11 protein-coding genes and 1 tRNA gene are annotated in these 12800 nt (G+C 68.8%); 8 read left to right on the top strand and 4 right to left on the bottom strand.

All coding sequences use genetic code 11. The features are described 5' to 3' along the window. A partial coding sequence (locus P409_RS12790) for an NUDIX domain-containing protein (RefSeq protein WP_034836650.1) occupies positions 1-394 on the top strand: 394 nt, incomplete at its 5' end. 6 nt (positions 395-400) lie between these two features. Here P409_RS12790 and P409_RS12785 read toward each other — a convergent pair. Both P409_RS12785 and P409_RS12780 read right to left on the bottom strand, forming a co-directional pair. Next, positions 401-1978: a methyltransferase regulatory domain-containing protein gene (locus P409_RS12785; RefSeq protein ID WP_052120515.1), complete on the bottom strand. Its 1578-nt coding sequence runs from the start codon at positions 1976-1978 to the stop codon at positions 401-403. 185 nt (positions 1979-2163) lie between these two features. Further along, complete coding sequence (locus P409_RS12780; protein ID WP_034836647.1) at positions 2164-3702, bottom strand: ABC-F family ATP-binding cassette domain-containing protein; 1539 nt, start codon at positions 3700-3702, stop codon at positions 2164-2166. A 44-nt stretch (positions 3703-3746) separates the two neighbouring features. Here P409_RS12780 and P409_RS37070 point away from each other — a divergent pair, with 44 nt between their 5' ends. Together P409_RS37070 and P409_RS12770 are read left to right on the top strand one after the other, a co-directional pair. Continuing rightward, positions 3747-4241, top strand: coding sequence for a type II toxin-antitoxin system CcdA family antitoxin (locus P409_RS37070; protein ID WP_081991470.1), 495 nt, complete (start codon positions 3747-3749; stop codon positions 4239-4241). Beyond that, positions 4241-4543 carry a CcdB family protein gene (locus P409_RS12770; RefSeq protein ID WP_052120513.1) on the top strand — a complete coding sequence of 101 codons (303 nt, stop codon included), beginning with the start codon at positions 4241-4243 and terminating at the stop codon, positions 4541-4543. Before P409_RS37070 ends, P409_RS12770 begins: the two co-directional genes overlap by 1 nt. Here the strand turns inward: P409_RS12770 and lipB are convergent, their stop codons facing one another. Further along, positions 4544-5215 (bottom strand): lipoyl(octanoyl) transferase LipB, encoded by a 672-nt coding sequence (gene lipB / locus P409_RS12765; protein WP_052120517.1) that lies wholly within the window; start codon positions 5213-5215, stop codon positions 4544-4546. A gap of 87 nt (positions 5216-5302) precedes the next feature. On the opposite strand from lipB, the gene P409_RS12760 reads away from it, so the two are divergent. From P409_RS12760 to mgtE, 3 genes are all read left to right on the top strand, one after another. Further along, positions 5303-5389, top strand: a tRNA-Leu gene (locus P409_RS12760). 130 nt (positions 5390-5519) lie between these two features. Further along, positions 5520-7856, top strand: coding sequence for an NADP-dependent malic enzyme (locus P409_RS12755; protein WP_052120511.1), 2337 nt, complete (start codon positions 5520-5522; stop codon positions 7854-7856). 1 nt (position 7857) lies between these two features. Further along, positions 7858-9246, top strand: coding sequence for a magnesium transporter (gene mgtE / locus P409_RS12750; protein ID WP_034836641.1), 1389 nt, complete (start codon positions 7858-7860; stop codon positions 9244-9246). A 52-nt stretch (positions 9247-9298) separates the two neighbouring features. On the opposite strand, the gene P409_RS12745 is transcribed toward mgtE, so the two are convergent. Continuing rightward, on the bottom strand, positions 9299-9592 hold the full coding sequence (locus P409_RS12745) for a hypothetical protein (RefSeq protein WP_152613363.1): 294 nt from the start codon (positions 9590-9592) through the stop codon (positions 9299-9301). 756 nt (positions 9593-10348) lie between these two features. On the opposite strand from P409_RS12745, the gene P409_RS36215 reads away from it, so the two are divergent. After that, positions 10349-11026: a hypothetical protein gene (locus P409_RS36215; RefSeq protein ID WP_052120508.1), complete on the top strand. Its 678-nt coding sequence runs from the start codon at positions 10349-10351 to the stop codon at positions 11024-11026. A gap of 208 nt (positions 11027-11234) precedes the next feature. Next, complete coding sequence (locus P409_RS12735) at positions 11235-12539, top strand: calcium-binding protein (RefSeq protein WP_052120505.1); 1305 nt, start codon at positions 11235-11237, stop codon at positions 12537-12539. The last annotated feature ends 261 nt before the right edge of the window (positions 12540-12800 follow it).

Genomic DNA, 12800 nt, shown 5'->3' with positions numbered 1-12800 from the left:
TCCACGGCTGGGTGTCGGCGCCTTCATCCGCGACGCGGCGGGCCGGCTGCTGCTGGTGCAGCGGCGGCGCGAGCCCGAGGCCGGGCATTGGGGCCTGCCCGGCGGCAAGGTCGATTTCGGCGAGACGGTCGAGGCCGCGGTGCGGCGCGAGATCGAGGAGGAGCTCGGCGTCGCGCTGCGGCTCGACGGTCTGCTCTGCCTGGTCGACCAGATCGACTGCGCCGCCGGCACCCATTGGGTTGCACCTGTCTACCGCGCCGCCGTCGCGGCGGGCGAGCCGGTCAACCGTGAGCCGGCGGCCCTGGCCGCGATCGGCTGGTTCACCCCCGACGCGCTGCCGCAGCCCTTGACCCTGGCGACCCGGGTGGCGCTCGAGGCGGCGAGGTCGGCCTAGGCCGGCTCAGAACACGAAACGCCGGGAGAACTGGGCCTTGACCCGGTCGAGGTGCTCCTTGGCGCAGCGCCGGATGTCTCCGGGATCACTCGCCATCCGGTCGGCAAGCCTGAAGGACAGGTCGCCCGTCGCGACGCATTCGACGAGCCGATCGATCAGTTCGCCGTCTTCCTGCGTTCCGTCGAGATGCGGCATCAGGCAGCGTTCCACCACGTCGAGGACGATCGACTCGTGCCAGGCGTTGGTGACCCGGGCGATCCCCGCCTCCGCCATGCATGCCGCATAGCGCCGCCACATCTCCGGCACCGCCAGCGTCGGCCCCGGCTTGGCCACCGGGCTCAGCCGGACCTTCCCGCGATCCTGCATCACCAGCAATTCGATGAGGTCGGTCACCTCCGCTTCCGCCTCGGCCGGCATCCCCTCGGGCAAGGCGGCCTCGACCGCCGCCATCAGCGACCGGAAATCCAGCGTCCCCGGCCAGGCCGCCGTCAGCGCCGCGGCCGCTGCCTTGAGCGATCGCTGGGGCAGGATCAGGGGGCGGCTGCCCGGCGGGCCGTAGGGCCGCGGCGCGTCGTCCAGCACCGCGTCTCCCCGAGGCGGCAGGAAGGCGGCGACATGGAGCGCCCGCAGCCGCTCGCCGTCGAGGCGGTAGGAGATGTCCCCGGCCCGATCGGCATGGACCAGAAGGGTCTGGCGGAAGGTCCGGTTGCTGACGAAGTCGAGATACTGCTCGAGCCGGACCTGGCTGTCGCCGCATTCCTTCAGCAACGGAGCGGCGACGGAAGCGCCGAAATTGGCGACGAACATCGTCGAAGGCTCCGCATCGCCGAGATAGGCCAGCCCGGCCTTCTCCGCGGCCGCGACGAAGTCCCCGAAATAACAGGGCGAGTTGTAGAGCTCGAGGAACTCGTGCTGGAGATAGGACTCGTGGAAGGAGTTCAGGGTACCGCTCTGCTCCGCCACGATCCGGCCCATCAGGCTGTTGGGGTCGGTGACGCCGGCGAGGAAATCGATCATGCCCCGGGCATAGGCCAGCGGCCGGTCCTTCGATCCGGCATGGCGTCCGCGCAGGATCATGGCGTCGCGGATCACCTCCTTGGCCTTCCAGCCCGGATAGCAGTTGTAGCTGACATGCGCGATGCCGTCGGGGGCAAGGTTCTCGCGACAGACGCGGAGGATCGCCTCCTGCACGTCCGGCGGCACCCAGCTGTAGACGCCGTGGCAGATGATGTAGTCGAAGACCCCGAGCGTCGGGGCGATCTCGCCGAGGTCGCCCTGGTGCAGCTCGATGTTCTTCAGCCCGAGCTCCGCGGCGGCCCTCCGCCCTGCGGCGATCTGGACCGGCGACAGGTCGATGCCGACCACATGGCTCTCCGGGTAGCGGAGCGCCAGCGGCAGGATGTTGCCGCCGGACGCGCAGCCCAGCTCCAGCACCCGGCTGGTCGCGACCCTCGGGGCCGGAAGGCCGAAGAGATGCGCGACCGCCTCGAGATGGTCCGGGGATGTGGCCGGAAAGGAATGGGAGTCGTAGGGGACCGTATCGTAGGCGTCCCGGATCTGATTGATATCGATGATGTCGGACATGCGCGCTCCGTCGGCTCGAAATAGCCCGCTCTCGCCGGGCAGACTCAGGCTGGCAGCCGTTTCGGTGGCCGTCCGAAAGGATGGTCGCCCTCAAATGACTCCATCCTAGCAGCGGGGCGGAGATCTTTCCTAGTCGGCAATGTGTCTGTGGACGACGGGGACGTCGGAATGTTTCCCCGGCCGCTTCAGGCTGCCGCGGCCGCGCGCTCCAGGAACTCGTCCGGTCCGTCGACCTCGACCAGCCGACGGTTGCGGATCTCCAGGTAGCGAGTGCCGATGCCGCGCAGCATGCGCCGGTCATGGGTGACGAAGACGCAGGTCGTGTCGTCGCGCGACAGCAGGTCCTCCAGCCGCTCCCGCCCGGCGATGTCCAGGTGGTTGGTCGGCTCGTCCAGCAGGTAGATGTTGGGCTGGCGCAGCCGCAGCAGCAGGAAGGTGACGCGCAGCTGCTCGCCATAGCTGAGGTTGCCGATCGGCGTCGCCTGCTTCTCGATCGGGATGCCGATATTGTGCAGCTCGCGCACCAGCTCGGCGTCGCGCAGGGTCGACGCCGCCTGCAGCGCCCGGTTCACCGGCACCTGCCGCGGCAGGTCGGACAGGTGCTGGTCGAGATAGCCGGGCCGCAGCTGCGGGTTGGCGGTGATCGACTGGCCCAGCGGCGCGTCGCCCGCCGCCGCCCGGGTGATCGCCGCCATCAGGTCGCGGATCAGGTGCGACTTGCCGGTGCCGTTCAGGCCCAGCAGCGCGATGCGGTCGCCGCGGCGCACGAATTCCTGCTCGATGCGCAGCAGCTCGCGCCCGGTCTCGGTGCGCACGACATGGTCCTTCAGCCGCACCAGCGTGGCGCGCTGCACCTCGCCGCTGTCGAGGTTGATGTCCCGCCGCGCCTCGCGATGCGCCACCGTGGCCTCGGCCCGGCGCTGCTCGGCGCGGGACGCCACCGCCTTGGCGCGCCGGGCCATGTCCGGGTTGTGGCCTTTCAGGTTGGACCAGATCGCCAGCCGCTTGGCGGCGCGCTCCAGCCGCTCGACCTCCTTCTCGTCGCGCTCGGCCTGCTGCAGCGCCGCCAGATCCTCGCGGATCAACTCCTGCCGCGCCTGGGAGAAGGAGGTGCCGTAGCTGCGCACCCGGTCGCCGCGCAGGATGATCGTCCGGTTGGTGACGCGGTCGAGGAACTCGCGGTCATGCGACACCAGGATGAAGGGCAGGCGCAGATGCTCGGTCAACCAGCGCTCCAGCCGCATCACCTTGCCGACATCGAGATGGTTGGTCGGCTCGTCCAGGATCAGCAGGTCCGGGTCGGCCAGCGTCGCCCGCGCCACCAGCAGGAGGCGCTGCCAGCCGCCGGACAGCTCGGCGACGGTCTGGACGTGCCACAGCTCCGGGGCCAGGCCCAGCTCGTCCAGCACCACATCGGCGCGCCAGGCCTGGTCGTCGCGCGCCGCCTCGGGCAGGGCCTGGACCATCGCCTCGTGCAGCGTCAGCGGCAGGATCGCGGCCGGCACCGCCTGCGGCACATGGCCGATCAGCAGGCCGCGCCGGCGCGCGATGCGGCCGCGGTCCAGCTCGATCTCGCCGAGCAGCGCGTTGATCAGCGTCGACTTGCCGCTGCCATTGTCGCCGACCAGGCCGATCCGGTCGTCGGGATGGACGGCGAAGCTGGCGTCCTGGAACAGGGCCCGGCCGCCGATCTTCAGGGTGATGGCTTCGGCCTGGAGGAGCATGATGGGACCCGGGACTGCGGCGAACGGACCGGGGAGGGTATCAGATGCCCGAGCGGAACAAGACGAAAGATCGTGACCAGAAGGGCGCGGCCGACGAGGCCAGGCGCCGGGAAGAAGCAGAGCGCTGGAAGGAGGAGAACGCCGAGGCGATCCGGAGCCACAATGAGCGGGTCGAGCGGGAAGGGTTGTTTCTGGAGAAATATTGGCGACTGTGGCGTGATCGGCATGGAGGAGCACCCGCAGGGGAGCCGGATGATCTTGTTATGCGCACTAAAAATGCGCATATTGCATCCATGATTTTGACCGAGGAAAAGCGCACCCCGCGCCGCGCGACCAATCTCAGCCTTTCGGCAGAAGCGACTCGTCGTGCCAGGGAATATGGGCTGAACATTTCCAGAATCGCCGAGGATGCGATCGTCGAGGCGGTGCGCCGGCATGAAGGCGAGCTCTGGAAACAGGAAAATGCCGAGGCGATCCGAAGCTACAATGAATGGGTGGCGGAAGAGGGCCTGCCCTTCGCGAAATTCCGGCAATTCTGATGCGCTTCGACGTCCATCGAGTCACGGGGTCTGATGTGGCCCTCGCGCTGAAGGTTCAATCGGAATTCCACGACCATCTGGACACTTGCGTCGTCGTGCCGCTCATTCCTCTCGCACGGACAAAGATGAAGCCGGCACGACGGCTGCAGCCGGTGTTCGACGTTGCCGGTCAGCCCTACATGCTTGCCACGCCTGCGATGGCATCGATTCCTGTCGGCAGCCTTGGTGACCGCATCGCCTCGCTCGCCGATCAGCACTCGGTCATCGTCGACGCCCTGGACTTCCTGTTCCAGGGATTCTGACTACCCCTCGAACACCTCGTCCCAGGCCTCGCGCAGGGCCAGGTCGACATCCGCCATGGTCACCGGCAGGCCGAGATCGACCAGCGAGGTGACGCCGTACTGGGCCAGGCCGCAGGGCACGATGCCGGCGAAGTGCGACAGGTCGGGGTCGACGTTCAGCGCCACGCCGTGGAAGGTCACCCAGTGCCGGATCCGCACGCCGATCGCGGCGATCTTCTTCTCGGCCCCGTCACGCTCGACCCAGATGCCGACGCGGCCCTCGCGCCGCTCGCCCTTCACCTGGAACCGCGCCAGGGTGCGGATCAGCCACTCCTCGAGCGAATGGACATAGGCGCGCACATCCGGGTTGCGCCGCTTCAGGTCGATCATGACATAGCCGACGCGCTGCCCCGGCCCGTGATAGGTGTACTGGCCGCCGCGGCCGGCGCGATAGACAGGGAAGCGGTCGGGCGCCAGCAGGTCGCCGGCCTGGGCGCTGGTGCCGGCGGTGTAGAGCGGCGGGTGCTCCAAGAGCCACACCAGCTCCGGCGCGGTGCCGGCGCGAATCGCCTCGGCGCGGGCCTCCATCGCCGCCAGCGCCTCGGGATAGGGCACGGCGCCGTCGTCGATGCGCCAGTCAGGGCCGTGCGAAACGGCGGTTTCGAGGGGAGCGGCAGACGGAATCGCGATCATCTCATCGGGCTGCTTGATCGGGCGCATCCGATCTGCTAATCCCCCCGCACCTCGGAAGGCAAGGCCCCTCGTGGGTGTGCCTGCCGTGCGGTCGTGGCGGAATTGGTAGACGCGCAGCGTTGAGGTCGCTGTGGGCTAACCCCCGTGGAAGTTCGAGTCTTCTCGACCGCACCATTCTTCGCAAGGCCCGCCCCTCCGGCGGGCCTTTCGCGTTTCGGGCGCAGCAGCATCCCGCGCCGGCCCTTCCGCCCGGGCGGAACGCTGCCTATAACGGCTCGACCCGTAACGCTGTCCGGATCCCCTGATGTCCAGCGACCTGCGCGAAGCCGCTCTCGACTACCACCGTCTCCCGACGCCCGGAAAGATCGCGGTGGCCCCGACCAAGCCGCTGGCGACGCAGCGCGACCTGGCGCTGGCCTATTCCCCCGGCGTGGCCGCGGCCTGCGAGGCGATCGTCGCCGACCCGCAGGAGGCCTCGCGCGTCACCAGCCGGGCCAACCTCGTCGCCGTGATCTCGAACGGCACCGCCGTGCTCGGCCTCGGCAACATCGGCCCGCTGGCGTCCAAGCCGGTGATGGAGGGCAAGGGCGTCCTGTTCAAGAAGTTCGCCGGCATCGACGTCTTCGACATCGAGGTCAACGAGACCGACCCGGACAAGCTGGTCGACATCATCGTGGCGCTGGAGCCGACCTTCGGCGGCATCAACCTCGAGGACATCAAGGCGCCGGAGTGCTTCGAGGTCGAATCGAAGGCCCGGTCGCGGATGAAGATCCCGGTCTTCCACGACGACCAGCACGGCACCGCCATCATCGTCGCCGCCGCCATCACCAACGGGCTGCGGGTCGTCGGCAAGGACCTGGCATCGGTCAAGCTGGTCACCTCCGGCGCCGGCGCCGCGGCGCTGGCCTGCCTCGACCTCCTGGTCGACATGGGTCTGCCGATCGAGAACATCTGGGTCACCGACATCGCCGGCGTGGTCTGGGACGGCCGCAACGAGCTGATGGACCCGCGCAAGCAGCGCTATGCCCGCAAGACCGAGGCGCGGACCCTGGCCGAGGTGATCGGCGGCGCCGACATCTTCCTCGGCCTCTCGGCGCCGCGGGTGCTGACCGGCGAGATGGTCAAGAGCATGGCCGACCGGCCGATCATCATGGCGCTGGCCAACCCGACGCCGGAGATCATGCCGGAGGAGGTCAAGGCCATCCGCCCCGACGCGGTGATGGCCACCGGCCGGTCGGACTATCCGAACCAGGTCAACAACGTCCTGTGCTTCCCCTTCATCTTCCGTGGCGCGCTCGATGTCGGCGCCACCGCGATCAACGAGGCGATGAAGATCGCCGCGGTGCAGGCCATCGCCGACCTGGCGATGCAGGAGGGGTCGGACATCGTCGCCACCGCCTATGGCGACCAGCAGCTCAGCTTCGGCCCCGACTATCTGATCCCGAAGCCCTTCGATCCGCGGCTGATCATCAAGATCGCGCCGGCGGTGGCGAAGGCGGCGATGGAGTCCGGCGTCGCCACCCGGCCGATCGAGGATTTCGACGCCTATGTCGGCAAGCTGGAGGAGTTCGTCTTCCGCTCCGGTCTCGTCATGCGGCCGGTATTCAACCTGGCGCGGGCGGAGCCCAAGCGCGTTGTCTACGCCGAGGGCGAGGACGAGCGGGTGCTGCGCGCGGTCCAGATCGTGCTGGACGACCAACTGGCCAAGCCGATCCTGATCGGCCGCCGCGGCGTGGTCGAGCGCCGGATCGAGAAGCTGGGTCTGCGGGTGAAGCTCGACCGCGACGTCGAGCTGGTCGATCCCGAGGACGATCCCCGCTACACCGAGTACTGGCGCCTGTACCACCAGCTGCTGGCCCGGCGCGGCGTGTCGCCCGATGTCGCCCGCACCGTGGTGCGCACCAACTCGACCGTGATCGCGGCGCTGATGGTGCAGAAGCAGGAAGCCGACGCCATGGTCTGCGGCAGCTACGGCCCGTACCGGCCGCATCTGCGCGACGTGCTCAGCGTCATCGGCCTGGCGCCGGGGGTGACCACCCCGGCCGCGCTCAGCGCTCTCGTGCTGCCGCGCGGCACCTTCTTCCTGGCCGACACCTACATCACCCCGGACCCGACGCCGGAGCAGATCGCCGAGACGACGCTGCTGGCGGCGGAGGAGGTGCGGCGCCTCGGCATCGTGCCGAAGGTGGCGCTGCTGTCGCATTCCAACTTCGGCACCATGGACGGCCCGTCGCCGGTGAAGATGCGCCACGCCCTGTCGCTGATCCGCGAGCAGGCGCCCGACCTCGAGGCCGAGGGCGAGATGCATGCCGACGCCGCGCTGTCGGAGGAGGTGCGCCAGCGCATCTTCCCGGACAGCAAGCTGACCGGCAGCGCCAACCTGCTGGTGCTGCCCTCGCTCGACGCCGCCAACATCGCCTTCAACATGCTGAAGGTGCTGGGCGAGGCGATCTCGATCGGCCCGATGCTGCTGGGCGTCGCCAGGCCGGCCCATATCGTCACCCCATCGGTGACGGTGCGCGGCCTGGTCAACGTCACGGCGATCGCCACGGTCGACGCGCAGCTGGCGGGGGCGGTCTGCCCGATCGACGCCCATGCGCGGCAGGCGTCGCACGTGGCGCTCGAAGCCCTGTCGGTCTGAGGTGAGCGCGGCGCCCGACCCCCAGACGGCGGACGCCCAGGAATACGGCCTGCCGCCCGGCTTCGTGCAGGAGATCGAGGAGGCGCTGGACGACCACCGCCTCGCCGAGGTGGAGGAGCGGCTGGCGCCGCTCCATTCCGCCGACCTGGCGGCGCTGATCGAGGCACTGCATCCGGACGACCGGCGCGTCGTCGTCGGGCTGATCCGGGTGCAGCTGACCACCGACGCCGAGGCGCTGGCCTGGCTGAACGAGGACGTCCGGCAGGAGGTGCTCGACCTGCTCGGGCCGCAGGATGTCGCGGCGGCGCTGCAGGAGCTCGATTCCGACGACGCGCTGGCGCTGATCGAGACCCTCGACGAGGGCGAGCGCGATGCGGTCCTGGCCAACATCCCGGCCGAGGAGCGGCGGCTCCTGCTCGAGGGCCTCGACTTCCCGGAATACTCCGCCGGCCGCCTGATGCAGCGCGAGCTGGTGTCGGTGCCGGACTACTGGACCGTCGGCAAGACCATCGACTGGCTGCGCGCCGCCGAGGAGCTGCCGGACGAGTTCTACAGCCTGTTCCTGGTCGATGTGCACGGCAAGCCCAGCGGCCAGCTGCCGCTATCCCGCTTCCTGCGCGGCCGGCGGCCGGCGAAGCTGGCGGAGCTCGGGCTGGAGGACATCCACCCGATCCCGGCGGAGATGGACCAGGAGGAGGTGGCGCTGCTGTTCCGGCGCTATGGCATGGTCTCGGCGCCGGTGGTCGACCGCGACGGCAAGCTGCTCGGCGTCATCACCCTCGACGACGTGGTCGACGTCATCGACGAGGAGGCGGAGGAGGACATCTTCCGCCTCGGCGGCATCGGCGAGCAGAGCGACCTGTACCGCGACGTCGCGGCCACCACCCGGTCGCGCTTCTCCTGGCTGTTCGTCAACCTGCTGACCGCCGTCCTGGCCTCGTCGGTGATCGGCCTGTTCGAGGACACGATCAGCAAGGTGGTGGCGCTGGCGGTGCTGATGCCGATCGTCGCCTCGATGGGCGGCAATGCCGGCACCCAGACCCTGACCGTCGCGGTGCGGGCGCTGGCGATGCGCGAGCTGACCGACAGCAACGCCGTCCGCATCCTGTGGAAGGAGGTGCTGGTCGGCGTGATCAACGGCCTGCTGTTCGCGGCGATCGCCGGTGGGGTGGTGTGGCTGTGGTTCTCGGATCCGCGCCTGGCGGTGGTGATCGGCGCGGCCATGATCATCAACCTGCTGGCCGCCGCCTTCTCAGGAACCGTGATCCCACTGGCGCTGCAGCGCTTCGGGGTGGATCCGGCGGTCTCCAGCGGCGTGTTCCTGACCACCGTCACCGACGTGGTCGGCTTCTTCGCCTTTCTCGGCCTGGCCGCCCTGATCCTGCTCTGAACCGTCGCCCCATCCCGCCGGACCGCGGGATGGGGGTCGATCCGCATCCGCCTCAGGCGGTGCCGACGGTGCCGGTGCTGCTGGCGCCCTTGGCCTCGCGCGCGGCCTTGATCACGTTGTTGGCGATGTTGACCGCCGGGATGGTGAGATTCTGGCCGCCCGGCACGCCCCGGGTCAGGTGCTCGACGAGCTCCTTGACCTTCTCCTCATTGATCGTCTCGACGCCCGGCAGCAGCGCGATCAGTGCGGCCAGGCCGACCACCTGGCCGAAGCGCAGGTCGCTCGCCACCGCCAGCTTCTTCAATGCGTCGCGCAGATCGGCTTCGCTAATGCCAGTGGATTCCACGTTCAAAATGCCCTCCCTCACCGGATCCGGGGCTACTGCTCAATTGCAGTGCATATCCCGTCATGAATACCCAGGGTTGTACGAGGCGATCGCGCCCGGTGTCCAGCCGTTCTCGCCGAGCCTTGAGTCGACCCTGGTTGAGGAGTCTACCCCGCCGGGGCCGGCAATGCGACCGCCCATGACAGACGGGCCGAAGCGCCGCGGCGGTCCGGCAAGATCAGCGGGAGTCGCCACCTCCGCCCGGCTGGGGTTCCATTCGCCCATTGCTGATTCGCTCAAAGATCCTGAGGGGTCGGTGTCACATTTTTCGACATGCCACAAGAATAGCGCGAGCAAAGCCGTCCACCGTGGCGGTCGGTGGCGCCTCCGGGTTCGGCATTTCGCCATCGGGTCTCCGGGCCGGGGCTGCGCCGCAAGCTCGCTGCCGAACGAGTCGCGGACGCGTTCCCGACATGCCCGGAACTCTGTCGGATCAACGACATATTTCGCGCAGCAAACGGGCGCACGCGAAGGTCGAATGGAAATAAAATTGTTTTATATAAGTAATAATATGACTTTGATCGAGAAATGAAAGAACTGGTCTCGCTGGTGGAATTTATCCGGAATCAATTTCATCCGTCTATTTCGTCTTTGAAAAGTAAAAAACGGGAATTTCCATGGACAGCCCTATCGTTTTTTGCCTGAATGCCGGCTGGCTAGCCCTGTGGGCGGCGGCCGGGCTGTCGGCTTGGCAAGAGTTTTTGGAGGAGGAAAACAATGGGTCTTCTTGACGGCCTGCTCGGAGATGACGGACTGCTCGGCGGCCTGCTGGGCAACGACGGTCTCCTTGGCGGCCTGCTGGGCGATGACGGCCTTCTCGGCGGTCTGCTCGGAAGCGATGGTCTGCTCGGGAATCTTCTCAGCGAGGATCTCCTCAGCGGCGTGATCGGCACGGTGAAGAGCGTCCTGGGCTCCCTGGACGGCCTGATCCTGGGCACCTCCGAGGGCGAAGGGCTCCTCGGCGGCGTCTTCGGTCTGGTCGACGGGCTGCTCAACGGCCTGCTCGGCGGCGCGCTCGGCAGCGACCTGACCGGCGGCCTGCTCGGCGGGGTCGAGGATCTGCTCGGCAACATCCTGCATGGCGACCTGCTGGGCGGCGTCCTCGGCGGCGTGCTCGACACGGTCAGCAGCCTGCTGGGCGGCATCCTCGACGGCGACCTGCTGGGCGGCGACCTGCTCGGTGGCGTGCTCGACCTGGTCCAGGGCCTGCTGGGCGGCGTCCTGGGCGGCGGCGATGTGCTGGGCGCCGCGCTGGGCGGGACTCTCCGGTGGTCGGCGACCTGCTGGGCGGCCTGCTTGGCGCGGTCGAGGGCATCGTCGGCGGCCTGCTGGGTGGCGACCTGCTGGGCGGCGACCTGCTGGGCGGCCTGCTCGGTTCGGTCGGCGATCTGCTGAACGGCCTGCTGGGCGGTGATCTGCTGGGCGGCCTGCTGGGCGGCACCGGCGGCGGCGACCTGCTGGGCGGCCTGCTCGGCACCGTCACCGACCTGCTGAACGGCGTCCTCGGCGGCGACCTGCTGGGTGGCGACCTGCTGGGCAGCCTCACCGGCGTGCTGGGCGATCTGCTGGCGGCATCACCGGCGGCGGCGATCTGCTGGGCGGCGTGCTCAGCACGGTCGAGGGCCTGCTGAGCGGCCTGACCGGCGGCGACCTGCTGGGCGGCGATCTGCTGGGCGGCCTGCTCGGCACCGTCACCGGCCTGCTCGACGGCCTCCTGGGCGGCGACGTCCTCGGCGGCGGTCTGGGCGGCGTCGATCTCGGCAATGTCGGCGGCCTGGTCGAGGGCATCCTCGGCGGCGTCCTGTCGACGGTCGAGGGTGTGCTCGGCGGCCTGCTGGGCGGCGACGGCCTCGGCGGCATCCTGGACCTGCATGGCGTGCTGGGCAGCCTGCTCGGCGGCGGCAACACCCTCGAGGCGGCGCTGGACACCATCCTGTCCTCGCTGGGTGACGCGGTCACCAGCATCGACGTCAGCGGCCTGTCGCATGTCGGCCCGCTCAGCGTCGTGACCGGCCTGCTGGGCTCGGTGCTGAACGTCGTCGGCCTCGGCGCCAACTCGCTGGCCAACATCGTCGGCGACACCGTCGGCTCGGCCGATCGTCTGAACGGCACCGCCAATGCCGATCACCTGAACGGCTATCTCGGCAACGACGTGATCCATGGTGCCAATGGCGACGATCGGATCGACGGCGGCACGGGCGCCGACACCCTGTACGGCGATGCCGGCAACGACACCATCACGGGTGGCCTCGGCAACGACGTGATCGTCGGTGGCGCGGGTGCCGATATCATGATCGGCGGCGCGGGCAACGACACCTACTACGTCGACAACTTCGGCGACCGGACCCAGGAGCAGGCCGACGGCGGGATCGACTGGGTCGTTTCGACCAAGAGCTGGACCCTGGCCGACAACGTCGAGAACCTGATGCTGGCGGCCGGCTCGGGCTCGCAGGGCGTCGGCAATGCCGCCGCCAACACCATCTGGGGCAACGAGACCGCCAACGGCCTCGCCGGCCTGGCCGGTAACGACATCCTCGATGGTAAGGCGGGCAACGACGTCCTCGACGGCGGCGCAGGGACTGACACCCTGACCGGCGGCGCGGGCGCCGACAGCTTCCGGTTCCAGTCGATCGCCCATTCGGTGGTCGGCGCGGGCCGGGACGTGATCACCGACTTCAGCCACAGCCAGGGCGACAAGATCGACCTGCACTACATCGACGCCAACACCAAGGTCGCCGGCGACCAGGCCTTCTCCTTCATCGGGTCGGCCAACTTCACCGGCGTCGCTGGTCAGCTGCACTTCCAGGGCGGGATCCTCAGCGGCGACATCAATGGCGACGGCCATGCCGACTTCGAGATCCAGGTCAAGGGTGCGGCCACCCTGGTGATCGGCGACTTCGTGCTCTGACCGGCTGAGGCCGGTCGGGGGGATCGGCCCGGACGCCTGGCCCACGGGCGTCCGGGTCCCCGTTCCCTCCTTCCGCACAAGCCCCGCGATGCCTCGGCATCGCGGGGCTTTTCTTTTGTTGCGCGGGCTGCGTTAGCCCGCATTTCTCACACTCCCTATGCCCTGCGCCGGTTGAAAATGCCGACAGGGCAGGAGAGCGGCGCAGCGCGATGCCTTTGCATCGGGCAAGCCGTTCGACGCACCCTGTCGGCATTTTCAACC

This window comes from Inquilinus limosus MP06 (assembly GCF_000767795.1).
GTDB classification, from domain to species: domain Bacteria; phylum Pseudomonadota; class Alphaproteobacteria; order DSM-16000; family Inquilinaceae; genus Inquilinus; species Inquilinus limosus_E.
This window is presented reverse-complemented; position numbering and strand designations above follow the sequence as displayed.